The 25,525-nt window shown below is 58.4% G+C and carries 23 protein-coding genes; 8 read left to right on the forward strand and 15 right to left on the reverse strand.

Annotated features, from left to right (window positions below; all coding sequences use genetic code 11):
- Positions 1-148 precede the first annotated feature (148 nt).
- Positions 149-1,102 carry a helix-turn-helix domain-containing GNAT family N-acetyltransferase gene (locus AC2A6O_RS02325; RefSeq protein ID WP_498925572.1) on the forward strand — a complete coding sequence of 318 codons (954 nt, stop codon included), beginning with the start codon at positions 149-151 and terminating at the stop codon, positions 1,100-1,102.
- Between the two features lie 99 nt (positions 1,103-1,201).
- On the opposite strand, the gene AC2A6O_RS02330 is transcribed toward AC2A6O_RS02325, so the two are convergent.
- From AC2A6O_RS02330 to AC2A6O_RS02360, 7 genes are all read right to left on the reverse strand, one after another.
- Positions 1,202-1,951 (reverse strand): SDR family oxidoreductase, encoded by a 750-nt coding sequence (locus AC2A6O_RS02330; protein ID WP_498925574.1) that lies wholly within the window; start codon positions 1,949-1,951, stop codon positions 1,202-1,204.
- A gap of 81 nt (positions 1,952-2,032) precedes the next feature.
- Positions 2,033-2,845, reverse strand: a complete 813-nt coding sequence (locus AC2A6O_RS02335) for a CDP-alcohol phosphatidyltransferase family protein (RefSeq protein WP_498925910.1) — start codon at positions 2,843-2,845, stop codon at positions 2,033-2,035.
- Positions 2,846-2,912: 67 nt separating this feature from the next.
- Positions 2,913-3,683: a phosphatidylserine decarboxylase gene (locus AC2A6O_RS02340; protein ID WP_498925575.1), complete on the reverse strand. Its 771-nt coding sequence runs from the start codon at positions 3,681-3,683 to the stop codon at positions 2,913-2,915.
- An 80-nt stretch (positions 3,684-3,763) separates the two neighbouring features.
- Positions 3,764-4,696: a LysR family transcriptional regulator gene (locus tag AC2A6O_RS02345; protein WP_148584236.1), complete on the reverse strand. Its 933-nt coding sequence runs from the start codon at positions 4,694-4,696 to the stop codon at positions 3,764-3,766.
- A gap of 464 nt (positions 4,697-5,160) precedes the next feature.
- Entirely contained in the window at positions 5,161-7,044 is a 1,884-nt protein-coding gene (locus AC2A6O_RS02350) for an ABCB family ABC transporter ATP-binding protein/permease (protein WP_498925911.1), read from the reverse strand.
- A gap of 111 nt (positions 7,045-7,155) precedes the next feature.
- Complete coding sequence (locus AC2A6O_RS02355; protein WP_498925576.1) at positions 7,156-7,554, reverse strand: ArsR/SmtB family transcription factor; 399 nt, start codon at positions 7,552-7,554, stop codon at positions 7,156-7,158.
- Between the two features lie 301 nt (positions 7,555-7,855).
- Positions 7,856-9,472 (reverse strand): LysM peptidoglycan-binding domain-containing protein, encoded by a 1,617-nt coding sequence (locus tag AC2A6O_RS02360; RefSeq protein ID WP_498925577.1) that lies wholly within the window; start codon positions 9,470-9,472, stop codon positions 7,856-7,858.
- 243 nt (positions 9,473-9,715) lie between these two features.
- Here AC2A6O_RS02360 and AC2A6O_RS02365 point away from each other — a divergent pair, with 243 nt between their 5' ends.
- Together AC2A6O_RS02365 and AC2A6O_RS02370 are read left to right on the forward strand one after the other, a co-directional pair.
- Complete coding sequence (locus tag AC2A6O_RS02365; protein ID WP_498925578.1) at positions 9,716-10,351, forward strand: LOG family protein; 636 nt, start codon at positions 9,716-9,718, stop codon at positions 10,349-10,351.
- Positions 10,352-10,475: 124 nt separating this feature from the next.
- Positions 10,476-11,729 (forward strand): GGDEF domain-containing response regulator, encoded by a 1,254-nt coding sequence (locus AC2A6O_RS02370; RefSeq protein ID WP_498925579.1) that lies wholly within the window; start codon positions 10,476-10,478, stop codon positions 11,727-11,729.
- A gap of 59 nt (positions 11,730-11,788) precedes the next feature.
- On the opposite strand, the gene rarD is transcribed toward AC2A6O_RS02370, so the two are convergent.
- From rarD to cysS, 5 genes are all read right to left on the reverse strand, one after another.
- On the reverse strand, positions 11,789-12,694 hold the full coding sequence (gene rarD, locus AC2A6O_RS02375) for an EamA family transporter RarD (RefSeq protein WP_498925580.1): 906 nt from the start codon (positions 12,692-12,694) through the stop codon (positions 11,789-11,791).
- Positions 12,695-12,735: 41 nt separating this feature from the next.
- The gene (gene cimA / locus AC2A6O_RS02380) at positions 12,736-14,331 is read right to left on the reverse strand and encodes a citramalate synthase (RefSeq protein WP_498925581.1); all 1,596 of its coding nucleotides are present in this window, start codon (positions 14,329-14,331) and stop codon (positions 12,736-12,738) included.
- A gap of 31 nt (positions 14,332-14,362) precedes the next feature.
- A complete protein-coding gene (locus AC2A6O_RS02385) occupies positions 14,363-14,869 on the reverse strand; it encodes a GFA family protein (RefSeq protein ID WP_498925582.1) in 507 nt (168 codons plus the stop codon).
- Entirely contained in the window at positions 14,869-15,237 is a 369-nt protein-coding gene (locus AC2A6O_RS02390; RefSeq protein ID WP_498925583.1) for an endonuclease domain-containing protein, read from the reverse strand. Before AC2A6O_RS02390 ends, AC2A6O_RS02385 begins: the two co-directional genes overlap by 1 nt.
- A 296-nt stretch (positions 15,238-15,533) precedes the next feature.
- On the reverse strand, positions 15,534-16,949 hold the full coding sequence (cysS, locus tag AC2A6O_RS02395) for a cysteine--tRNA ligase (protein WP_498925584.1): 1,416 nt from the start codon (positions 16,947-16,949) through the stop codon (positions 15,534-15,536).
- Between the two features lie 500 nt (positions 16,950-17,449).
- Between cysS and AC2A6O_RS02400 the strand changes: the two genes are divergently transcribed.
- From AC2A6O_RS02400 to AC2A6O_RS02410, 3 genes are all read left to right on the forward strand, one after another.
- Positions 17,450-19,006 carry a L,D-transpeptidase family protein gene (locus AC2A6O_RS02400; protein ID WP_498925585.1) on the forward strand — a complete coding sequence of 519 codons (1,557 nt, stop codon included), beginning with the start codon at positions 17,450-17,452 and terminating at the stop codon, positions 19,004-19,006.
- A gap of 140 nt (positions 19,007-19,146) precedes the next feature.
- On the forward strand, positions 19,147-19,335 hold the full coding sequence (locus tag AC2A6O_RS02405) for a sugar transporter (protein WP_148584244.1): 189 nt from the start codon (positions 19,147-19,149) through the stop codon (positions 19,333-19,335).
- Positions 19,336-19,506: 171 nt separating this feature from the next.
- Positions 19,507-19,848, forward strand: coding sequence for an ArsR/SmtB family transcription factor (locus AC2A6O_RS02410; protein WP_148584245.1), 342 nt, complete (start codon positions 19,507-19,509; stop codon positions 19,846-19,848).
- A gap of 32 nt (positions 19,849-19,880) precedes the next feature.
- On the opposite strand, the gene AC2A6O_RS02415 is transcribed toward AC2A6O_RS02410, so the two are convergent.
- Positions 19,881-20,396, reverse strand: coding sequence for a CreA family protein (locus AC2A6O_RS02415; protein WP_148584246.1), 516 nt, complete (start codon positions 20,394-20,396; stop codon positions 19,881-19,883).
- 137 nt (positions 20,397-20,533) lie between these two features.
- Positions 20,534-21,790, reverse strand: a complete 1,257-nt coding sequence (locus tag AC2A6O_RS02420) for an MBL fold metallo-hydrolase (RefSeq protein ID WP_498925586.1) — start codon at positions 21,788-21,790, stop codon at positions 20,534-20,536.
- Positions 21,791-22,160: 370 nt separating this feature from the next.
- On the opposite strand from AC2A6O_RS02420, the gene AC2A6O_RS02425 reads away from it, so the two are divergent.
- Positions 22,161-22,661, forward strand: coding sequence for a MarR family winged helix-turn-helix transcriptional regulator (locus AC2A6O_RS02425; RefSeq protein ID WP_498925587.1), 501 nt, complete (start codon positions 22,161-22,163; stop codon positions 22,659-22,661).
- 170 nt (positions 22,662-22,831) lie between these two features.
- Positions 22,832-24,154, forward strand: coding sequence for a DUF2865 domain-containing protein (locus AC2A6O_RS02430; RefSeq protein ID WP_498925588.1), 1,323 nt, complete (start codon positions 22,832-22,834; stop codon positions 24,152-24,154).
- Here the strand turns inward: AC2A6O_RS02430 and gltX are convergent.
- Positions 24,117-25,478, reverse strand: a complete 1,362-nt coding sequence (gene gltX, locus AC2A6O_RS02435) for a glutamate--tRNA ligase (RefSeq protein ID WP_498925589.1) — start codon at positions 25,476-25,478, stop codon at positions 24,117-24,119. The genes AC2A6O_RS02430 and gltX overlap by 38 nt on opposite strands.
- Positions 25,479-25,525: the final 47 nt, after the last annotated feature.

Consider the following 25,525-nt stretch of genomic DNA (forward strand, 5'->3'; position numbering starts at 1 on the left):
CAAGAACCTTCGTCAAAAGGCCGCCGGTTTCCGGCGGCCTTTTTCGTTGATGAAAAATCCGGGTTTCAAAGTTCGAACACACCGTGTCCCCTTGAACTTCTGCTTCCTCAGTCATATAGTTGCAATATACAACTATATAGGTTTACGCATGTCCCAGCATTCCCCCACCCTTGTCAGCGATATCCGTGCAGCGTCCCGCCAGTTGGTCCGCGAATTCGGTTTTCTGGACAAGACCATTGCCGGTACCGACCTGTCAGGCTCAGGCGTCCATGCGATGATGGAGATCGGGCTGAACCCCGGCATTACCGCTAAGGAAATCTCGACAAGACTCAAACTCGAGAAATCGACAATCAGCCGCTTGCTGAAGTCACTGGAAGCACGCGGCGAAATCACGCAAACGCGGTCTGACAGTGATGGCCGGTCGTTTGGCCTGAACCTGACGGAAGCCGGAAAGGCGACTTTTTCAAAAATTGACCGCTATGGCGACGCTCAAGCCCGAAGGGCTCTCGGCCGGATCAATGGCGACAAGGCGCAGGAAATTTGCGACGCCATGTCTGCCTATGCTGAGGCTCTTGCCATCCCGCAGGAAGCGCAAGCCGAACATCAGCCGCAATTCACCATCGCCGAGGGCTATCAAACCGGGATGATCGGGGACATCGCCAGCATGCATGCCCGCACCCACGGCCACATCATCGGCATGGGCCCGACCTTTGAAAGCGTGGTTTCAAAAGCCATGGCCGAATTCATGCCGCGGGTCGGCAACCCCATGAACAACAGCTGGAGCGTACTGGAAAACGGGGCTGTCATCGGATCGATCACCATTGACGGCGAAGATCTCGGCAACAACATCGCCCATCTGCGCTGGTTCATCCTGTCAGAACGCCTGCGTGGCAAAGGACTGGGAAGAGCCCTTCTCCAGAAAGCCCTCGATCATTCGGACGGCCTCGGGTTCGACGAAATCCACCTGTGGACGCTGAAGGGTCTCGACGCGGCGCGTGTGCTTTACGAGAAAAACGGTTTCACCCTTGCGGAGGAATACGTCGGCGACCAGTGGGGCAAGGCCGTCACGGAACAGAAATTCATAAGGGTGCGACCGAAGTGAATGTGCCGCTCGTGCATGTTCCCTGCGACTGAGCGCATTTTAGCCTGTCAGCGACAACGAACGGTCCGGGTCATCGCCCGAACCGTTTCATTCGTCCATTCAGCCTTTGAAGATAGAATTTCCGCCATCACACAACATGGCTGAGCCGGTAACGAAGGAACTTTCGTCCGACAACAGGAACTCAGCCGCCTTGGCGATCTCTTCAGGCTCTGCCATCCGCTTCAGGGCGTGGAGGCCGGCTATGTACTCGTGGAAAGCCGGGTCGTTGCCAGCCATGTCCGTCATTGTGCCGCCAGGAAGCAACGCATTGACGCGGATGTTTTCCGGTCCGTGTTCTGCGGCCAGAACCTGCGTCAGGCCGACAAGTCCCGCCTTCGCTGCTGCATAGGCGGCCATGCCCGGGAAACCGATGCCATGGCCGACGAAAGACGAGGTGAACACAATCGAACCGCCTCCCCGCTCTCGCATGGCCGGGATCTGATATTTGGCAGCCAGAAAGGCGCTGTTGAGATTGGTTGCAACGACATGGTTCCAGGTCTCAAGGCTCATGTCCGGCACTGGCCCCATTTCTCCAAGTGTGCCTGCATTGTTGAATGCAGCATCGAGACCGCCAAAAGCATCGAGCGTCGCTTTCACGGAAGCTTCGGAAAATGTGGTATCGCAGACATCGCCAACGAACAGTGCGATCCGGTTTGAGGCATGAGGCAATGACGACCGCACCTCTTCAAGACGGTCTCCCCGCCGTGCGGCCAGCATCAGGTTCGCACCTGCGTCGGCAAGAAGACGCGCGGCAGCCGCTCCGATGCCACTGCTGGCGCCGGTTATCAGAATTGTTTTTCCATCAAGCATGAGAAGGCTCCTCATTTGGTGAGGAGGCCTAATTGAACCAGAAAACCGTTCGCTGAAACCCGATTTGCGATCAGGAGCGCGTCAGCCGCCGTGGTCCTTGTCCCTGTCGGCGATGTTGTCGAGATCGGTATCGCATTCGTCGCCATCGTCATCGAGACCCAGAGAGGCATCGGCGAGAATGAGTTTTCTGTGCGCCCGCCAAGAGAACGGGATGGTCAGCAGATAAAGCACAGCGCCTCCGGCAAGCATGCGGAAGGGATAGGAGACAGTCATGGCAACGATCAGCACGGCGACCAGGAACAATGGCAGCACAAAGTCGCGGCGTACCCTCGTTCCGAGCGTCTTGCCGGAATAGGTCGGCAAACGGCTGATCAGCAGGAAAGCAACGCAGATGGTGTAGGCCGCAACGAAAGCATCATCTGCAAACCAGTGGGGAAACAGGCCAAGGAAGTCGAGATAAAGCGGCAGGAGCACTGTCAGCGCCCCGGCAGGTGCCGGAACCCCCGTGAAAAAGCGCGACGCCCAGGCCGGCTTGTTCGGGTCATCCAGCGCGACATTGAAACGTGCCAGGCGAAGGGCCGCTGAAATAGCGAAGATCAGTGCCGCGATCCACCCCATGTTGCCGGCATCCTTTAGGATCCAAAGGTAGAGCATCAAGGCCGGCGTTACGCCGAAATTGACGAAATCGGACAGGGAATCGAGTTCCGCTCCAAAACGCGACGTGCCCTTCATCATTCGGGCTACACGGCCGTCCAGCCCGTCCAGCACGGCAGCCACCAGAATGGCACCCACCGCAAATTCCCAGCGCTCCTCGAAGGCCATGCGGACCGCTGTGAGACCGGAGCACAGCGCCAACAGGGTCACCATGTTCGGAATGATCAGACGCAGCGGCACACGCCGGAAACGCGGTGTCCTGCGGGCGTCGGATTGGCCATGCTCGGGCGTTTCGTTCACGATAGCCTCAGCTTACTCGGGTCAGGGACTGCGCCGGGCCTTGCGGCGCGGACAAATCGGCCAGCACGGTCTCCCCGGCAATCATCGTCTGGCCCAGGGCGACCTTCGGCTGGGTGTCAGCCGGAAAATAGACATCGAGACGTGATCCGAAGCGGATCAGACCAAACCGCTCGCCCGCAGAGAGATCTTCACCTTCGCGCACGAAACAGACGATGCGGCGGGCCACCAGACCGGCAATCTGAACAACGCCGATGCGGCCATGTCCCGTGTCGATAACCAGGCCATTTCGCTCGTTGTCTTCGCTGGCCTTGTCCAGTTCGGCGTTCAGGAACTTGCCGGCGCGATAAGCCACCCGTTCGATCCGTCCACCCACGGGCGCGCGGTTCACATGGCAGTTGAACACATTCATGAAAACAGAGACCCGCATCAGCGGTTCGGAGCCCAGTTCCAGCTCCGCAGGCGGACGTGCGAGGCCGACAAGGCTTACGACACCGTCGGCCGGGGAAATCACCAGTCCTTCGCCCACCGGTGTCACCCGCTTGGGATCGCGGAAGAAATAGCAGACCCACCCAGTGAGCAAGAGCCCGATCCAGAACAGGGGATCGATGAACCAGCCGATAACGAGTGTCGCCACCAGAGCAATCGCAATGAAGGGCCAGCCTTCACGATGGATCGGCACCATGGCCTTGGAGACGGAATCGACTATCGACATACTGTTATCTTCACTTTCGGTTGCTGCCTGCCGGCAGGCGCGGTCGCGGCGAAGGGCAGAACGCACCCTTTGCGCGTTAGCTTCTGCCCCGCTTCTAGTGGCTTTTCAAGGCAAAGAGAACCGGCTTTTCTTGAAAACCACACGGTTTACGACCCGTTTTTGGTGGCTGAAGCCGTTCGGTAGTCACTCTCCCAATAGGGTGGCCGTCCGTATTTGGAAATCAGAAAATCGACAAAGGCCGTCACCTTGGGCGGGACAAACTGACTTGGCGGATAGACAGCCCAGATCGCCCCTGTGCGGGCAATCGTATAATCCTGCAGGACGGCGACCAGCCGCCCGTCGCGCAGATCCTCCCAGACATGCGCCAGCGATTTCAGACTGAGGCCGAGGCCGTGAAGCGCGGCATCATAGGTCAGGTCCCCGCTGTCCCCCTTCATGATCGGCCTGTGGACCTCAAAGGCAATCTCTCCGTCCGGTCCGTTGAAATACCAGTACGGCATGGATGCCATGGCGATACAATCGTGATTGGCAAGATCTTCCGGTGTGCGCGGCACGCCTTTGCGGGCCAGATAGTCCGGAGAGGCGCACAAGGCCCGGGGATTACCGCCAAGCTTGCGGGCGAGCAGCGAGGAATCGGTAAGCGGCGCGCCCCGCACGGCCATGTCGTAGCCTTCCTCGATGACATCCACGATCCGGTCGGAAAAATCCATTTCCAGACGAATGTCCGGATAAAGGTCATGGAATTCGACCAGATAAGGCAGAATGTGTTTGCGACCGAAAAATGTGTTGCAGGAGAAGCGGAGCGTACCGCGCGGAGCTTCCGTTGACGCTTCCAGTATGGAGCGGGCCTGCTCGATTTCGCCAACCGCAGTACGCGCGTGCTGCAACAACACACGCCCGGCCTCGGTCAGTGTCGTGCGCCGGGTGGTGCGGGCAAAAAGCTGGGATCCGAAAGCCTTTTCGAGACCGGTCAAGCGTGTGCTGGCCGCCGATGCAGACAGGCCGATTTCCCGCCCGGCCGCAGCCATGCTGCCAAGTTCCGCGATACGGACAAAAAACTGCAGGTCTTCCAGCCTCATTATTCCAACCTTTCGAAGAATTACTTCTATGTAAGCCTCATTCTTCGAAAGTTGGCAATATGAGACAAAGGCTCACACCCTTAGCGATGGAGAGCGCCATGACACATACAGGAGATATTTTTGAAGCCCGCGCCCGCGCGGCTCGCCACGCCGAGCTGCGTCACCTGGCAGGTGCAGTCTCAAGCCTGTTGTTTAGAAGGGCAGCAACTGCCCCTGCTTTTCAAATGCCTTCAACAGACCAGGTAGCTTGTGACAATGACCTGAGACAGGCAACGGTTCGAGTTGCCTGAGCAGAGACCGCCATTTCCCGGCCTGTCATTCAGCACAAACCGAAGCACAGACCAGAGGGCTCGCTGAGCCCTGACATCTCGTAAACAGATCGGCATCATTGCGGGCGCGTATGTTTTCTCAAACTCGGCCTGCGCTTTGCCTGGCCGCGATGACGACGCATCGGTATTACCACCTTATTTTGCCGGAACGTAGTCTGCCCTCTGGCCACGCGTGACGATGCCAAGTTCGTCGTTTTCACGCGCTGCCCGGAGTCGTTCTTCGGCTTCGTCGGCCTCGCGCTGGCGGGCCCACATGGACGCATAAAGACCGTTTTTGGCCAGCAGTTCCTGATGGGTGCCGCGCTCGGCAATCTCGCCGGCTTCCAGAACGATGATCTGATCTGCGTTCACCACGGTCGACAGGCGGTGAGCAATAACCAGCGTCGTCCGATCCTGCGAAACCTCGTCCAGGGCCGACTGAATTTCACGTTCCGTGTGGGTGTCGAGCGCCGAGGTTGCCTCGTCAAGAATAAGGATCGGTGGCGATTTCAGGATCGTCCGGGCGATGGCGACACGCTGCTTTTCGCCACCCGACAACTTCAGTCCGCGTTCGCCGACCTCTGCGTCATAGCCCTGCGGCAGCCGCTTGATGAAGTCGTGGATCTGCGCCATGCGCGCGGCCTCCCGAACTTCCTCTTCGCTGGCATCCGGGCGGCCATAGCGAATGTTGTAGGCAATCGTGTCGTTAAAGAGCACGGTGTCCTGGGGAACCATCCCGATGGCGTGTCGCACGCTTTCCTGGGTCACGTCGCGCACATCCTGACCATCTATCTCCACGGCGCCATCGGTGACGTCGTAAAACCGGAACAGAAGACGGGAAATCGTCGATTTGCCTGCCCCGGAAGGCCCAACAATGGCGACCGTTTTGCCGGCTGGAACCTCAAGATCGATCCCCTTGAGAATTGGTCGGTCGGCATCGTAATGAAAGTGTACGTTCTTGAAGGCAATTTTGCCTTCAACAGCCTGCAGCGGGCTGGCATCCGGCTTGTCCTCGATTTCGGCCGGCACCATCAACAGGTCGAACATCGATTCAATGTCCGCAAGGCCCTGACGGATTTCCCGGTAGAGAAAGCCGATGAAATTGAGCGGAATGGAAATCTGCATCAGCAGGGCATTTATCAGGACAAAGTCGCCAATTTTCTGCTCGCCCGCCAACACGGCCTGTGCAGACAGCCCCATGCAGGCCGCCATACCAATCCCGAGAATGACCGCCTGGCCGAAATTGAGCCAGGAAAGGGACGTCCAGGTTTTCGTTGCGGCACTTTCGTATCTTGCCATGGACACGTCGAAGCGCTCGGCTTCCATGTTCTCATTGCCAAAATACTTGACCGTTTCGAAGTTGAGCAGACTGTCGATGGCCTTGGAATTGGCATCCGTATCGCTGTCATTCATTTCCCGGCGAATGCTGATGCGCCAGTTCGAGGTTTTGATGGTGAACCAGACATAGGCAACAATCATCACCGCAACGATGACAACATAGAAAAAGCCGAACTGGTACCAGATCACCGCCGCCATGATGGCAAATTCCAGAACCGTCGGGATGCCGTTCAAGATGGTGAAGCGGACAATCGACTCAATGCCCTTGACGCCGCGTTCGATAACCCGGCTGAGCCCGCCTGTCCGCCGGGCAAGGTGAAAGCGCAGGGAAAGCTGGTGCAAGTGGCGAAACGTCAGAATCGCCAGCTGGCGCACGGCATGCTGTCCGACCCGGGCAAACAGGGCATCGCGCAACTGGTTGAAAGCCACCGCCATGACGCGGGCCGCGTTATAGGCAAGCACCAGCATGACCGGAGCCACAAGAAAAGCAGGCAGGTTTGAGTCTTCCCCCGTCAACGCATCCGTTGCCCAGGCGAAGAAATATGGCGACAGGACCGTCACGATCTTGGCAATGATCAATGCGAAGATGGCGAACAGGACACGCTGCTTGAGATCCGGCCGGTTTGACGGCCAGATGTAGGGCCAAAGATTGGCCAGCGTCGCGAAGATACTGCCATCGTCTGCATTGACGGGCTTGCGGATGTGCGGTTGAGCGGATTGGCTGCCGGAAGCCGCAGCCGTAGGCTTTTGCGGCGTGGTCGCTGACTGATCGTTCACACAAAATCTCCAGGCCACAGAAGGCGGCCGTTCGGGTTAGTCTGTCGTGGAAACCGAATGTGAGCCGGCTGGCTGCTCTGTCTCTTCAGGCTGCACCGCATTCAGGCGCTCCCAGAAATGACTCGTCCGGCATTCGGCCTGCCTGAGCATTTGCCAATTGAGCGCGTAGTGGCAGTTTCTGCCCCGCGTGTCACACAACAGGAGCCCTGCATCCTTCAGGACCTGCAGGTGCTGGGACACGGTCGACTGGGCCAATGGCAGATGACTGACGATCTCACCGCAGCAAGCGCCCTTCCGGCTTGCAAGCTGCTGGATGATTGCCAGCCGGGCCGGATGTCCAAGCGCGCGGAAAATAGCCGCAAGTTTCTCGCAGCTTGCAAGATCTTCCGTTTCGTCCCTGCTGTTTCCACCCGCCGGCAGATCCGTCCCGCTCATGGGGCGGTTTCCTCATTACAATTATTTGTTTCATCGTTGATATGCGATGAAAGGCAAGAAAGACAAGGGGCCGCGGCAAAAAGGCCAAGGCTCGTTCAAACCCCGCCCCTTGTTGCTCACGTTTCGCGAAGGCGTCCTGTCGAGCCCTGTCTGAAGAGCACCGATGCCGGTCCTTCCCAGGTTTTCCATTGGAAGATTAGAAATAATCCAAGGACTTAGGCAATTTGCCCGGCCTTCGGTCAGGCCAGGCAAATGTCGTCCCGTTGTGTGACGCGATGTCTTCAGCGGGAACCGCCGGCTTTCAACCGTTGTTTCCTTTCGGCTTCGGCCAGTTCAGATCGCCCTCAGGTGTCAGGAACACCTGTCCCGGATAGATCAGGTCCGGATTGCGGATCTGCTCCTGGTTGGCCTTGTAGATCGTGGTGTAGCGGAAGCCCTCGCCATAAAGACGACGGGAGATGCGCCAAAGATTGTCGCCCTTGCGGATGATCACCACCGGCAGGGACTTCTTGACTTCCGCTCCCTGGCCTTCAGCCCCCGCTCCCTCGCCGCTTGCGATGACCTTTGTCAGTACAATCTGCTTGTCTTCTTCCTTCTCGAAGGTAACAGCTGCACGAGCGTCGACCGAATTGCCATCCTCGCCAATCAGATCGGCGCGGATCTCGACATTGCCTTCGTCAACATTCTTGCCACCCTGAACGAGCCACTTGCCGCTCGAGCCGACCTTGGCCTCACCCTGAAAATCGTCGTCGACATATACGCGGACGGATGAGCCCGGTTCTCCGGTTCCAGCGATGAAGACCTTGTCCTTTTCGGATTCCACAGCTTCGACGGTCACGGTCGGGGCGTCAGCAGCCGCCTCGGGAACGGCAGCCGCTTCATCCTTGCTGGCAGAGGCAACGACGGTGCTGCTCCCCTGCTGCCCGCCAGCATCAGCCGTGTCAGACGCTGCCTGCTGGCGGGCGTCGGTAGATGGAGCTGCACCCGCCGCTGGCGCTGACGCAACTTCCGTCGCTCCAGCTGGCGTATCTGTGGCTGGTTGGCCTTGGGCTTCAGCCGAGGAAGCGGAAGCAGTGATGCCGTTTGTTTTCGTTTCGGCGGACGCAACTGCGGTCTGGTCCTGGACGTCCGCAGCTTTTTCGTTCAGTGCCGTGGACAGCGCCTTGGAAGCTGATTGCTGGTTTTTAGCCACACTCGCGGCTGTTTCTGCCGGTGTTTTGCCGGCAGCAGATTCAGTCTCCAAGGCTTGTCCTTCTGCCTGCGCGGCAGTGCCTTCTTCAGCAGATGTTGCGGTCGTTGCCGAGGCAACCTGTTGTTCGGTCGCAGGTTTCTGCAGGATGTCGGACGGGCCATTAGGCGTGTTCAGCACCACGAGGGGCTGTTCCTTGCCGCCTTTGGGCAGCGAAACGGCAAGCCGTTCTTCGGAGGTGGCAATCGCCTTTCCGGTGTCATCATGTACTTCCAGGCCAACGTCATAGTCGCCCGGCTTCAACGGCTCATCCAGAATGATGGTCCATTCGCCCACTTCGTTGGCGATGCTCTTGCCGACTACCTTGCCGTTTGCGGTCAGGGCAACTATTGCACCTGCAACAGAGCGGCCGGCCACGACCGTTTCCCCGGTCGGCTCCACCCCGACAACGTCAAAATGCGGACCGGCTTTTGCAGCGTCCACAGCCGGCTCGTCTTTCGCGGTGTGCGCCTGAGCGGTTTTCTCTACCGTGTCATCTGCGTTTGTTTGCGACCCAGCGGATTGCTGCGCAGTCGATTTGTCGCCGGAAACGGTCGGTGTTGCGGCGATGTCGGCGTCGTTTTGAAATGGCAGATGCCCTGTGTCGCGGTAAATATACCCTGTTACCAGGGCAGCCAGGCCTACGGGCACGGCTACGATCAAAGTCCAGATGAGTGTCTTGTTGTTCATTTTGCGTCCCGCCGGGAAAGCTGCCAGCTGATGCGGCGCTCTCCAAATCCGTTCCCCTGTTTACACCCTTCCGGGTGCTGCCTGTCTCAGCAGATCCCCTGGCTTTGCCAGCCCTGTTTTGCTTTGTTACCGGCCATCTTCAGATCCCGTTTCATGCATAACCGTCTTTTCCGGGCGCGGCAAGAAAACCTGGTTCAGAACCAGGGCCGCTCAAACAGAATGCTTGACCTTTTGCCGGTCTGAATGCCACATCTTTGCGTCATGAATACGGTTTCTCAAAATCAGCTTACAAGCGTCTGTGTTTATTGCGGGTCCAGCTTTGGGTCCGACCCGGCACACGAAGCCTCCGCCACGCGTCTGGGACAGCTCATCGCCGAGGCTGGTCTTCGACTTGTCTACGGCGGCGGATCTGTCGGCCTCATGGGAACGGTGGCGAACGCCGCGCTCGAAGCCGGCGGAAAGGTGACGGGAATCATTCCGCGTTTCCTTGAAAAACGCGAGGTGATGCTCGACACGCTGGAAGACCTGATCGTCACGCGCGACATGCATGAACGCAAGCATCTGATGTTCGAAAAAGCCGACGCCTTCATCGCCTTGCCCGGCGGCGTCGGGACGCTGGAAGAAGCTGTCGAAATGATGACCTGGGCTCAGTTGGGCCAGCACCGCAAGCCGGTCGCACTGGCCAACATCAACGGTTTCTGGTCGCCCCTGCTGGAACTTCTGGATCACATGCGGGCGCAGGGATACATCCGTCCGGACACGGAAGTTCCCTATCTTGTTGCCCGGTCCGTAGACGATATCCTGCCCATGTTGCGCCGGGCCATCAACGGCGAACCCCTGCCTGCAGAAGACGCCTGCGCGACGGTAACCGATCTGTAAAACCCTACAATGTATAATGTATTGTAATACTTTCGCGCGACTGTGATTGTCGGAACCACTTCGAGTTACAGCTCTCGAAGTAGAATGGAACCTTGTGTAAGACGCTGGCAGAACAGGCTACTCGATGCAAACTACCCTTGTTGTTGAGGACGCAGCATTTTTCGAGAAGGCAATCGTCAAGAAACTGCATGAAGTTGGCCGCAATCAAATCATGGTAGCGAGAAGCTACGAAGAAGCCGAAAACTGCCTCAATCTGCCGATTGGCGAACCCGATCTCGCTCTTGTCGACCTGACCCTGCCGGACGCGCCGGATGGCGAAATCGTCGACCTGTGCGAAAAGTGGAACATTCCCACCATCGTTTTCACCAGCCGGTTCGACCCGAAAACCCGAAGCAAGTTTCTGGAAAAGGGCGTCATCGACTATGTTCTGAAAGATTCCCCCGGCAGCCTGAACTATGTCGCCGACCTGATCAGAAAGCTGGCTCAGAACCCGAAGATCGGCATTCTGATTCTGGACGATTCAGCAGTCGAGCGGGAGCTGATTTCGAACATCGTCGGCAAACATCTTTACAAGATCTATCAGGCGGCCTCCGCCGACGAAGCTCTTCAGACCCTGAAGGAGCACAAGGACATCAAGCTGGTTCTGGCGGACTATTTCATGCCGGACAAAGACGGGTTTACCTTTCTGAAGGCGGCTCGCCGGGTACATGCCCCGGAACAAGTCGGCGTCATCGGCATGTCGTCCTATGCCAATCCGGACAACCGGGTGAGGTTCCTGAAATACGGCGCGGCGGATTTCGTCGACAAGAACTGCCCGCCGGAAGAACTGCTGCTGCGGGTGTCGCAGAACCTCGATTACATCTACCGGATCGAAGAACTCAACAACATGGCGATGCGGGATGCTCTCACAGGGCTCCACAACCGCCGCTATCTGCTGGAGAAAACAACCAGGGCGATTGAGTCCTGGCCGGCTTCCGAAGGGCGCGCGCACTGGCTGGCCCTGCTGGACCTCGACTCCTTCAAGGCCATCAACGATTCACTCGGGCATGATTTCGGCGATGCGGTTCTGGTCAGCTTTGCCCGACATCTGATGAAGCTCGCCGGCGACGGCGACATTGTCTCGCGGCTCGGCGGCGACGAATTCTGCATCGTTTTCCGGGACAAGAAAGAGGCTGAGGTCGTCGAAGGGCTGCAAAACCTTCTGGACGCTATTCAGACGTCACCCGTCCGGCAGGACGGCGACGAACACTTGATGAAGACCAGCATCGGAGCAGCGCAGCTGGAAGGCGGAAAGTTCGGCGATGCGCTGAAAACCGCCGACCACAGACTGTATGCCGCCAAACGCAGTGGCCGCGGACGCTTGGTCTACACTGACTAGAGACAAGTCTTGCTTCAACTGAGGGATAGGCCACACACCCTGCCCCCGCAAACGCTGGTTCAGTGCCGGTAGCGGCGCCAGCTGTCGTAGGAAAACACGGCAAGAGCAGCCCAGATCATTCCGAAGGTCATCAGCTTCGTCGAGTCCAGCGGCTCACCCCAGAGATAGACGGCCATCAGAAAGTGCATGGACGGAGCCATATATTGCATCAACCCGAGCATGAAGAGCGGCAGGCGTCTGGCGGCGGCTGAAAAACAGATCAGGGGCAAGGCCGTGACGATCCCCGTGCCCACGAGGGCAAGCAGAACCGGAGGATCATTCAACACCAGTGCATCCTCGCCCCAGCTCAGGCTCAACAGCATGTAACCGGCCGCGAGCGGAAACAAAACGATGGTTTCCACAAACAACCCTGTCGTTGCCTTAACGGGGGTGACCTTGCGCACGTAGCCATAGCCGGCAAAGGAAAACGCCAGCACAAGCGACACCCAGGGCAAGCCACCGGCCAGGATCGCCTGCAACACCACGGCAACGGCAGCAACCCCAACGGCAATGCCCTGCCAGGTTGTCAGTTTTTCCCTCAGCACGAACAGGCCAACCAGAATACTGACCAGCGGATTGATGAAGTATCCGAGCGAAATATCCAGCACATGATTTTGAGCGATGGCCCAGACGAAGGTCAGCCAGTTGACGGCAATCAAGGTGGCCGACACCGTCAGCCCCATCAGCACCCTCGGCTGGCGGAAAACATCGTACACTTCCTGCCAGCGGCCGCGCGCATAGAGAAACAGGCCGACAAACAGCACCGACCAGAGAATGCGATGCGACACCACCAGGTCTGCCGGCACGGTCTCCGTCAGTTTGTAGTAGGCCGGAAGAAAGCCCCACATGCCATAAGCCGCCAGGCCGAACAGGAGCCCGTGACGGAGTTCGGTGCTCGCTTCGGTGCTTGTCACCGTCTGCGACATGGCATTGCCTTTCTGGTGCCTGAACAACCCGTGGCCGGGGGTCAGGTCACGTTGGATTTCATCAGCGCGAATGTGATGGAGTCGACCAGGGCCTGGAACGAGGCGTCGACGATGTTGGAGGATACCCCGATCGTGAACCAGCGCCGGTGCGTGACGGTATCCTGGCTTTCGATCAGAACGCGTGTAACCGCGCCCGTGCCACCATTGAGGATGCGCACCTTATAGTCAATCAGTTCCAGACCATCGATAGCCGACTGATATTTCCCCAGATCCTTCCGCAGCGCCATGTCGAGGGCGTTGACGGGGCCGTTGCCCTCGGAGACCGACATCCGGGTCTCGCCATCCACATCCACCTTGACCACGGCTTCTGAAACGGTGACCAGATCACCGATTGCATTGAACCGGCGCTCCACCATCACACGGAAGGATTCGACCACGAAGTAACGCGGCACCTCGCCCAGCTCCCGGCGGGCGAGCAGCTCAAAAGAGGCGTCGGCAGCTTCATAGGCATAGCCTTCGGCTTCGCGCTCCTTGACCTTTGCCAGCAGCAGGTCGAGACGCGGGTCGGCCTTGTCGACGTCGATGCCGACCCGGGCCAGTTCGCCCAGAAGATTGCTCTTGCCAGCCTGGTCCGACACCAGCACCCGGCGGTGGTTGCCAACGCTTTCCGGCGTGACATGTTCATAGGTCTGCGGATCTTTCAGGATCGCCGAGGCATGAATGCCCGCCTTTGTGGCAAAGGCGGTCTCGCCCACATAGGGCGCCTGCCGGTCCGGAGACCGGTTGAGGATTTCGTCGAACGCGTGGGAGATCGCAGTGATCTCCTTCAGCTGCTCATCGCTGACGCCGATCTCGAATCTGTCGGAAAATGCCGGTTTCAGTTTGAGCGTCGGGATCAGGGTAATCAGGTTGGCGTTGCCGCAGCGCTCACCAAGGCCATTCAAAGTCCCCTGGATCTGGCGCACGCCTGCATCCACCGCCGCCAGCGAATTGGCGACCGCATGGCCGGTGTCGTCATGGGTGTGGATGCCAAGGTGCGTTCCGGGAACGACCTCCTGGACCTTGGTGACGATGTCGAAAATCTCGTCAGGCAACGTGCCGCCGTTGGTGTCGCACAGAACGATCCAGCGAGCTCCGGCCTGGTAGGCGGTGCGGGCGCAGTCGAGCGCATAGTCCGGATTGGCCTTGAAACCATCGAAGAAGTGTTCGCAATCGATCATCGCTTCCTTGCCGGCAGCGACCGCCGCGGTGACGGTCTCATGGATCGAATCCAGATTTTCCTCGTTGCTGCAGCCAAGCGCGACCCGCACATGATAGTCCCACGCCTTGGCCACAAAGCAGCAGGCATCTGAACTGGCGGACAGTATTTCCTGAAGACCCGGATCATTGGCGGCCGACCGGCCTGCGCGTTTGGTCATGCCAAAGGCGGTGAAGATGGCCCTGCGCGTTCTCTTTTCACTGAAGAACTCGCTGTCGGTCGGGTTGGCGCCCGGATAACCGCCTTCAACGTAGTCGACGCCAAGACGCTCCAGCAGTTCAGCGACCACAACCTTCTCGTTGACGGAGAAATCGACCCCGCTGGTCTGGGCGCCGTCCCGCAGTGTCGTATCGAAAAGAAAAAGCCGTTCCTTGGTCATATCCGTTTCCTGAGCAGCGTTGAGCTGTCTTTTATTCGTTGTCGTTAGCCCCGGTGCGAACCGGAGGCCAGGTGTCCGTATCGTGGTCGGGGTGCTGGAAAGAGACCAGCGACGCCAGAAAAGGTGCTGCCTCCAAATCGTCTTCCGTCACCCGTTCGGGAATTTGCCCCATGCGGTCGGTGTAAGGCAGTTTCGCTTCTACCCCGAACTGAATGCTCGGCGGGATCTGCGAGGGATCATCAAAACTTCCGATAGCCAGTGCGATGCCGTCCGGCGCCTCGTAGGTCAGCGGAGTGCCACACTCGGCGCAAAAGCCCCGGGACGCGTGATTGGAGCTTTGGAAATGCTTCAGTGCCCCGCGTGTCCAAACAAGCCTGGAGGCCTCCGGCACGCTGACCAGCGGCGCGTAAAAGCTGCCGAAGGCTTTCTGGCACATGCGGCAATGACAAATGGAAGCCTCGCCCAGAGGCCCTTCGACCTTGAACCGCAGGGCCCCGCACTGACAGCCGCCGCTCAGTTTGTGAACACCACCAGCCATCAGAAGTGCTCCTTGCCACAAGCGTTCAGGATCTTAGCGCAGACACCGTCAAGGTCCTGCATGACCTCCGCATTCCAGAAGCGCAGGGCCGTCCAGCCAAGAGCCTGAAGTTTGCGAACACGGGCGGCATCGCATGCCTGGCCCGGCGTTTCCCCGTGCTGGGAACCATCGAGTTCAACGATCAATCGATGGGCAGGCGCCGCAAACTCGACAACAATTCCTTCGATCGACATCTGCCTGCGAAAGGAAATTTGCTCCAGCCGGTGCGCCCGGATCACCTGCCAGAGCCTCTCTTCGGCGTCCGTCATTTGCGAGCGCAGGCATTTGGCGTTTGATCTTAGCTGCTTGGAAGCAGACTGGTGCGGCATGTAGCGCGCCCCTTGCCGAGACCGATACCCGGCATATGTCGCGAAGGTTGCATCCCCCCCTCTGTCCTTTGCTGGGACATCTCCCCCACAAGGGGGGAGACAGGTATTTGAGGCACCTCGGCGCCAAACAGTGAGATCCTGAGTCGGCCCGACTTTCAGAGGTTTCCCCGTCTGCCCCTTGGAGCGTCGAGTGCCAGAGTGAAGCTGGGCGGCATACGCCCCTCTTCCCCCTTGCGGGGGAGATGTCCGCGCCAGCGGACAGAGGGGGGTATCCCGTCTTTCCGCCCGGCACAATCTCACCGCTTTACCTCCCAGGTGGTCACGCGAGCACCGGTTTCTGAGTCTTTTGAATCCTTTAGAAGAATTCCCTGAGACGTCAGATCATCCCGGATCGCATCGGCTTCCGCCCAGTTCTTGGCAGTGAGGGCCTCCAGGCGTTTTTCGATGGCCGCCTGAATACCGGCTTCATCAACCCCCGAGAGATCCGCCTTGACCGGATGAACGCCGAGGAGCGCAGCGGATGCCGAGAAAACCTCCAGCTTGGCGGGATCCTTGGAAGCCTCGCCGGCGAGCGCATGTAGTGCCTGGATCGCGCCTGCCGTGTTCAGGTCATCCAGAAGGGCGTCCAGCACTTCGGCGGCGGGAGCTGCGTCCGTTTCGACCGGATCGGGCCAGCGCGCCAGCAGATTTTCCGCTTCTTCCAGCTTGCGCTTGGAGAAGTCGATCGGCTCACGGTAGTTGGTCATCAGCATCGCAAGGCGCAGCACCTCGCCCGGCCACTTGCGACCGCCGAAGCTGTCGGTCTCCAGAAGCTCCTGAATGGTGAAGAAGTTGCCCTCGGACTTGGACATCTTCCGGCCTTCCACCTGCAGGAAGCCGTTGTGCATCCAGTAGTTGGCCATCACCTTGGTGCCATGCGCGCAGCGGGACTGGGCGATTTCGTTTTCGTGGTGCGGGAAGATCAGATCGAGCCCGCCGCCGTGAATATCGAAGACCTCTCCCAGATGGTGCGCACTCATGACCGAGCACTCGATGTGCCAGCCAGGACGGCCCCTGCCCCACGGACTGTCCCAGCCGGGCTCTTCTTCGGAAGAAAGTTTCCAGAGCACGAAGTCGCCAGGGTTCTTCTTGTGCGCTTCCACCGCGATGCGGGCGCCGGCAAGCTGCTCGTCCAGTTTGCGCTTTGACAACCCGCCGTAGTCGGGCATGGACTGGGTGTCGAACAGCACCTCACCGCCTGCCCGATAGGCGTGGCCTTTCTCGATCAGTGCCTCGATCATCTCAACCATGCCGCCAATATGCTGGGTCGCGCGCGGTTCGATGCTCGGCTCCAGTACGCCAAGAGACTTGATGTCCTTGTGGAACTGGTCGGCCGTCGTTTGCGTCACCCGGGCAATGGCTTCGTTGAGCGGCAAATCGGGAAAATCGCGCAGGGCCCGTGCGTTGATCTTGTCATCAACGTCGGTGATGTTGCGCACGTAGGTAACGTGCTCCGCACCATAAAGATGGCGTAGAAGCCGGAAGAGCACGTCGAAGACAATGACCGGTCGCGCGTTGCCGATATGTGCAAAGTCATAGACGGTCGGTCCGCAGACATAGAGCCGCACATTCCCGTCATCGATCGCCCGGAAGTCTTCCTTCTGGCGCGTCAATGTGTTGGTGAGCTTCAAGCCCTTGAAAGTGCCGGATATCTCTGTCTCAGCGGCGCTCATGTCAAACGGTCTCCTGGCCGGCTGGCCGGGCGGTCCGTCTCAAAGGAAATTTTGCCAAGAGGGAACGGCCACAGCCAGCGGTGTCGCTAGCTGCAAATAATGGTGATCGAAATGATGTTCCGTGTGGCCGTCATCATGGTGCGCTTTATGGACCGGAAAACAGAACCCGGTCAAGGCTGCTGTTGCCGCCAGAACACCAATTTCCCTGTGTTGTGGCGCAGGTACGTCACCGCGGCAGACAATTTTCGAAACCGGCACACCATCTCCTGCAACGGAAACAATTGTGAACCGTTATAGAAGGACAAAGTAGCTGAACTGAGTTCAATTGCTCGCAAGATGCACTAGACTTTACCGGCTGGGAATCAAAGGGGGCATTTCCGATGGGAATGATTTACACGTGCCGTAACAGATATGTCGGTCTTCTTTTCACACTGACAGCGTTTTTGTCAGGACCACTTTCGGCATCCGCCGCCGAGGCCCCAGCCCAGACCGAGGCTCCTGTGGCGAGCGAGACCCAAGTCGTCCCGTCCCCTGCTGTCAACGAGCCGCAAACCCCGATTGCCAAGGCAATTCAGGCGCAGATGTCGCCGGACGTGCCCGAGGGCCTGGCGCTTTACTATGGCGAACGCGCATTTGCCCCCATCTGGTTCACTGAAAACGGACTGACGGAGGATGCTCACCTGGCGATCGCCGCAATGGCAGCGGCGAACGACCACGCACTCAACCCCAACAATTACGATCCCCTCGGTTTCATCAAGCGCTCGGAAACCTCTCAAAGTGAGGAAGAATGGGCCCAGTTCGATCTGGACCTGTCCGTTCAGTTCCTCCGCTATGCGACCCATCTTTCCTCAGGCCGCGTCCAGCCCAACAAGGTCAACAAGGCCCTGAACCTGTTTCCCGACCGGCCAGATCCCAAAGTCCTGTTTGAAAATGCAGAACAGGCCGTGGATTTCGGAGCGTTTCTGGAGAGCCTTGCCCCACAGACCGACAATTACGCCCGCCTGAAGCGGCGGCTTGCGCAATACCGGGAAAAGGCGGCAGCCGGCGGGTTTACGCAGGTGCCTGATGGTGAAGTTCTGAAACCAGGCATGAGCGATCCGCGCCTTGCCGTTCTGCGAACCCGGCTGATGGAAGAGGACATTCCAGGCGCGGCCGACCATACCGGCGACATCTACGACGGTGCGCTGGTGGAAGCCGTGAAACTGTTTCAGGAATATCACGGCCTTGCGACCGACGGCGTCATCGGCAAGGACACGATTGCCCAGCTCAACATCCCCATTCAGGACAGGCTCATCCAGATGGAACTCAACATGGAGCGGCGGCGCTGGATGCCGGACGATCCGGGGGAGTTCTATGTCTTCGTCAATCTGGCAGACCAGAACCTGAAAGTGGTACGCGACGGCAAGACCATTCACACAGCGCGGGTCGTCGTGGGCAAGCCCTACCATGCGACGCCGGTGTTCTCCGATCGGCTGGAATATGTGGAGATCAACCCTTACTGGAATGTGCCCTACTCCATTGCCACCAAGGAATACCTTCCGAAACTGAAACAGAACCCGACAGCGCTTAACAGCAAGAGCATTCGGATCTTTCAGGAAGGCAATGAAATCGCGCCGACACAGGTTGCCTGGAACAGCTATTCAGGTGGCAACTTTCCGTTCCGCCTGCGCCAGGATCCGGGGGCGGACAATGCGCTCGGCCGCGTCAAGTTCATGTTCCCCAACCGGTTCAACATCTACATTCACGACACCCCTTCCAAATCCCTGTTCTCCAGGGCCGAGCGCGCCTTCAGCCACGGCTGTATTCGCGTCTCGGATCCTTTTGCCCTGGCCGATATTCTCCTGGTCGATTCAGATGCAAAACCCGGGCACTGGGAAGCCATCCGCGACAGCGGAGAGCGCACAGTCGTCAAGCCGAAGGTCGAGATAGACATTCATCTGACCTATCTGACCGCATGGATGAACAAGGACGGATCGACCCATTTCAGAAAAGACATCTACAACCGCGACAAAGTGCTTCTAAAGGCACTGCGTGAAGCGATGACACAGAACCTCTGACAGGACAAACCCTTGTTATATAACAATTTTATCCCTGTTTACGTATCTGAACGTTAGCTGAATACGGCACTCAGCATGGGTTCAAGGCGGCCCCACTAATCTCCAGTCAATCGATACGGATTGCCATCTGGAGTTACCCCATGCTGAACCGCCTTTTCGTCCTCATGTTCCTCGCCATCATCCTGGGCGGCCCGTTTGCGGCCATCATCGCGATCACCGACGGCACCAAGGCGTTTGGCCAGGAAGCTCAGCAGAAAGGCATGTGCCTGACCACCGGCACCGGCTGCGGCAACGGAAATATCATTGTCACAGTGGCCGGTCGGATATAAAAGCACGTTCGCGAGCGTTGATGAGACCGGTACAAGTTGCCCTGGCAAAGGGTGTATCTTTAAAGTTGAGACACCTTGAAATCAGTGGGAATCTTACTCGCAACCAATCACGCAGAGGAAGTTCCAGCCTCTTTGCTTGCAGTTTACTCCGATGTTTGGCAAGGTCTTCCCATGGACTACAAAGCACTAGAAGATAAAGCACAAGCTGCAGCTGATTTCTTAAAGATGATGGCATCCGCGCCGAGATTGCTGTTGATGTGTCTTGTCCTCGACAACGAACGTAGTGTTGGCGAACTGGCGGAAAAGACCGGCATGCGCATGCCAACCGTTTCGCAACAGCTTGCGCTTCTCAGGGCACAGGGCCTCGTCACCACCCGCCGCGAAGGCACAACTATTTATTACCAGCTCGCCAGCGAACCGGTTCGGGACATCATGTCCGTGCTTTACAAGAATTTTTGCGCGGATACAGAACTGCCCGGCCCCCAGCAAATGGAAACGCTGGACGCGGATTGATCCGCGCCCCTCAAAGACATCAGTCTGCAGCCTCAGTCCTTCAAAAAGTCACCGCATTTTGGCGGTGGCTGATCGCCCCAGGGCATCAACGGAACGGTCGAAGTCGAGTTCTTCGGGCTACCCTCGATCAGCTTGTCGGAATAAACCAGATAGACAAGAACGTTCCGCTTGGCGTCGCAGCCACGCACGATGCGCATTTTCTTGAAGATGAACGAACGGCGCTGGCGGAACATTTCCTCGCCCTGTTCGAAGTTCTCCTTGATCGTGATCGGCCCCACCTGACGGCAGGCCAGAGACACGTCTGAAACTTCTTCCGCGACACCCAGCCAACCGGAAACGCCCCCCTTCTCCGGAACGGTGAAGTGGCAGGCGACACCGTCAACGATAGGGTCGTCTATCGCGTAGGTCGCCAGCTTGTGGTCGGGCGTGAGAAACTTCCAAACGGTCGACTTCTTGAAGATCAGGTCAGGCTCGTCCGCCGCAAGGGCAGCGCCCATGCCTTGCAGCAGCAAAGAGGCGCCAAGGGCGGCAGCAACCAGAAAACGCATTAGAAATCCTCCAGATTTTCGACCGCCAGAACATGTGGGGTTCACGAACGCGCGATCAAGCGTTGAGCACAAAACAAAACGCGCGCCCAGATGGCGCGCGTCTTACGAGTTTTCTTTACCGGATTTTCAAAGCGCTGTTAGCGGGCGTCTTCAAGAACCTTGTCGGCAGAGGTTTTGTCAGATGACGCGGTTTCAGCTTTGTCTGACGGCTTATCATCTTCAACGATGTCGCCTGCCGAAAGTTCCATGTCTTCGTCATCTGCCGCAACGTCTTCTTCAGAACCAAGCGCAAGCGAGGCGGCAAACTCGCTGTCCGACACGAGATCGGACGCCTTTGCCTCGCTGCCGGCAAGGGGTGCCTCGGCATCTGCTTCCTGCGACGGAGCATCGCTCGAAGCAGTGTCTTCTACAGTCTGATTAGACGCGGCATCCGCAGTGGCAACCGCTCCGTCCAGCGCGTCGTACAGATCGACGATCCGTTCCCGCGTCCAAACCTGCGGCTGGTCAAGGCCAAGCGCCTCGTCATAAGCCCGTGCGACGCTGATCGGCAGATGGAACTCAAAGTCGGTCCTCGACCCGAAGCGACCGGCCAATGCGTCGTGAACCGCCTGAAAGGTCTCTTTCAGCCCAAGGCCCCGCTCAACACAGGCAGCGGCGGCATCCCGGAGTGTAATAACAAAATCGCGGGTTGTTTCCACTGCGGTCGCAACGGCCTGCACGCCGATAGCAGATTTCCCCCGGCCCGGCATCAGCGCGGTTGGCCGGAAGGCCGTGATACGGTCGAGCGCACGGGGCCAGTCGGCCAGATGGGCGTCTCCGCAATAGGGAACGGCGGCTTTCTGCACCAGATCACCAGCAAAGATCACGCCGCTCTGCGGCACCCAGACCACCAGATCACCCATCGTATGGGCCCGGCCCAGATGCATCAGCCGAACCTCCACCCCGCCAAGATCGATAGTCATCGACGAGGCTATGGTCATGGACGGCTTGCTCACGCCTGCCCGTACAGGGAGACCGTTGAACAACGCGGTGTCCCGCTCCCGCGCCACGCGAATCTCTTCAACGCCGCGCGTTTCCATCATCCGCTTGGTAAGATCGGACGCAATGATTTCTTCGGGCTCAAACGCCAGAGCCCCAAGCGTATTGTCGGCATGGAAGTGAGTCAGAACGACTTGCTTGACCGGCTTGTCCGTAAGCTCGCGAACCTTCTTCAGAACCTTCTCGGCAAGTGCCGGAGTTGCCTGCGCATCGACAATCAGCACACCCTTGCTGCCGATGACAACTCCGGTGTTTGAACAGCCATCCGCACTATAGGCATAACAGCCGCGTCCAAGTTCCTCGAACCGTTCGTTTTCGCCCGGAACAACTTCGGATCTGTTTGTCATCTCTACCATTGCGGTCTCGCTTTCCTGCCAGATGCCTGACTGCATATATCGGCCTGCGCCAATGTTGCCGCGCATTTTCCTGTTGACTGCAGCGTCTCAGTTTCGATGTCTGATTCGCAATTTTTCAATTACCAATTCCTTAAATATTCCTTCTTTATCAACAGATAGATCAGCTCATTCGCCCTATTTTGACTGCGCCTGACAAAGCTCTCCGTCACGCTTGCTTTCTATCCTGTTACTTTTTCGGAACTGGCCCGGGTGTCTTTCCAGCATTATTCATTAGGATATACTTGCTAGTCAAAGAAAATGGCCGGATAACGGCATTGTTCATCTGCCTGCTCAATCGGGCATAACAAAGCTCCAAGGCGTCGACTTATTCATGTGCGATCAGCAACGGCCCAAATCCGCTGCCCCCTCCGGCAAGGAACCTGCCAAACCAGTCCTGAAGCTGGGCGCTTTTCTGCCTTACAGGCTAAACCATCTGGCGGAGACCGTCAGCAGGTCCCTTTCCAGAATCTATGCAGACACATACGGCATCGGCATTCCCGAATGGCGGGTGCTTGCAACACTTGGCGAACACAAGGCCATGACAGCCCGGGACATCAGCCAGGCAACGTCCATGCACAAGACCAAGGTCAGCCGGGCCGTCGCAGCGCTGGAAAAACGCGATCTTCTCGTGCGTGACAAGAACAGGAACGATCAGAGGGAGCAGAGCTTGAGCCTGTCGGAAAAAGGCAACGCCATGTACGAAGACATTGTTCCGCAAGCGCTCGCCTACTCCAAAAACCTGGAAGACGCATTGACCGAGGAACAGAAATCCGTGCTGAACGAGATTTTCGAGCGTCTTCACGAAGCTGCCCGATCCGGCCAAAGCGACTGAAACTTTTCATGGTTCTGCCGTTTCGCCATTAACCTAACGTGAGAGCTTTCGTTGCTATTGATATGATCGGCAGCGATAGTACAGGTGATCGGCCAGGAGCCGATACGGCGTGAAAAACACGCTGCAGGGGTTGGGTGATGAGACGTTGTTGGTCTGGCAGGTCAAAGGTTTTGGCACGCGCTGTTGCGCTCACTGCCGGACTGATGCTGGGCGCACAAGCGGCAAGCGCCGCCAGCTGCTCGAGCCTGAAAGCGGAGCTTCAGCGGCTCGAACAGCGTTCCAGCGCACAGTCCCCCGCGGCCCGCAAATGGAGCACCGCGAAGTCCCAGCAGCAAAAAGCGATCAATGCGGCGGAACGGGACGCGACCTATTTCGGCTGTGCCTCTACCGCTTCGTCCAAATGCAAAGGTCTCAACGGCAAGATCAAACGCATGAAGGCCAACCTCGCTGCAATTGAACGGCAGCTTGCCAAATCAGGCGGAGGATCGTCGAAAAACACCAGACGCGTTCGGCAGATCAAGGCATCGCTCGCCAAAAAGAATTGCAACGCCCCGGCCCGCGAAGCCCAGCAACGCAATACGGGCGCCGAAGCCAGGCCGCAGTCGTTTCTAGCCCGCATTTTCAACCCGCAGCAACACGCCGAACAGCCTCGTGTCGAACGTACCTCCGCGAAGACGGGCGACCGAGAAATCGCGGCCGTGCGACGCCAGACCCGCAGCGAAACCAAACGCTATTCCCTTCCGTCGGGCGGAGCCTTCCGGACCGTTTGCGTCAGAACCTGTGACGGCTATTTCTTCCCGGTCAGCTTTTCGACAGGCAAAAACCATTTTGCCTACGATGAGGCGCGGTGTTCGGAAATCTGTCCGGCAGCGGAAACCGAGCTATATGTCTATCGCAACCCCGGCGGGGATCAGTCCCAGATGATGTCCCTTGCCGGCAATCTCTACTCCGAACAGCCTTTCGCCTACCGTTACAAGAGTGAATTCGTGGAAGGCTGCAGCTGCCGCAAGACCCGGCAGTCAAAGGCGCAATCTGCCTGGACGGATCTCAGCACCAGCTCCGGAAACAGGGTGTTTTTCACCGATATCAGCGCCGGCCTGCCGCGCAGAACGCTTCAGCCAAGCCGTGGCGGCACCTTCGAGCACGAAGAGGACCTCCCCTCTCCGCTTGCAAGAACTCCGCTCGACAGAACGCAATTACCGCGTTTTGAGGATCCCGATACCCTCATGAATATGGAAAAGGGTTTCGACGTCTCTGCACGGCTGGACCTCGCCGCAACACGAGTTGAGAGCGGCGAGAACAAAATTGCCTCAAGCTCCGGTTTCAAGGACGGTTTCCCGGTCCTCTCGATCCGTTCCCGCGAGGAACCGGACGGGGAGGAACTGACGGCCTTTTCCCCTGTGTTCAAGGACGATGACGACGGCTACCACGAGGCGCCGGACCGAAAGGCCTCTGTCAGGGTAGTCGGTCCAGAATATTTTGTCGCCCAATAAGCGGCAGCAAGGCCTTCATGTCCGGACCGTGATCCATGCCGGTGAGCACCCGGCGCAGCGGCATGAACAGGCCACGCCCCTTGCGGCCGGTTTCCGCCTTCAAAGCTGAAGTCCACTCGCCCCAGGTTTCCCCGGTTACTTCGCCCTCCGGCAACAAGGCCTTCGCTCCTGAGACAAAATCCCGGTCCTCGTCCTCGATGCGGCTTTCGACCGGGCCGGTGACAACTTGCCAATAGGAACGGGCGTCGCCAACGGTCTCGCAATTGCCGCGCACGGTGTCCCAGAACTCGGCACCAGCATCAATGCCCATGTCAGCAAGGCGTTTCCGGACCGCTTCGAAAGGCAAGTCGTGCACCAGGCGGGCATTGAGAGATTTCAATTCGTCCGGATCGAATTTGGCGGAGGACCGCGAGACGCTGGTCAGATCGAATTTCTCGATCAGCGCATCCATGGTCGCTACCGGCTCGACCGCCTGGCTTGTCCCGGTCAGAACGGCCAGGGAAGCGACAGCCATCGGCTCCAGCCCGTCCTCGCGCAGAGAGCCAATGGACAACGCGCCCTTGCGTTTCGAAAGGCCTTCGCCATCGATCGTCGTCAGCAGGTTGTGGTGACCGAACACCGGTGGTTTGGCGCCCATCGCTTCGAAGATGGCAATCTGCACACCAGTGTTGGAGACATGATCCTCGCCGCGGATGATGTGGGTCACGTCCATGTCGATATCATCGACAATGGAGGTGAAAGTGTAGAGATACGACCCATCCGCCCGAACCAGAACCGGATCGGACATGGACGCCAGATCGACGGTCTGGTCGCCCCGGCACAGATCCGCCCAGGCAACATCAGTCCGTCTGGTTTCAAACGGGTTGCCGTCGTGGTTCGGCAGAACAAACCGCCAATGCGGCTTGCGGCCTTCCGCCTCAAGGGCGGCGCGTTCTTCCGCCGTCTGTTTCAGGCCTGCACGGTCATAGACCGGGGGTCTGCCAAGCGCTCGCTGACGTGACCGGCGGCGCTCCAGTTCATCCGGCGTTTCGTAGCACGGATAAAGCAGCCCGGCGTCTTTCAGCTTCTGGGCTGCCACATCGTAATTTGCGATCCGGTCCGACTGCCGTTCTTTCAAGTCCGGCTCGATGCCGAGCCATTGCAGGTCGGTCTCGATGGAATCGGCGTATTCCTGCTTCGAGCGGACAAGGTCCGTATCATCGAAACGCAGGATGAACCTGCCGCCCATCTTCCTGGCAAAAAGCCAGTTGTAGAGTGCGGGACGGATGTTGCCGATGTGGATGTGGCCGGTCGGCGACGGCGCGAAGCGTACGGTGACAGTCATGGCGATGAGTTAGCCGGGGATGAACCGGACGGCAACCCCAAACTATC

The organism is Labrenzia sp. ATLA3, from assembly GCF_057180185.1.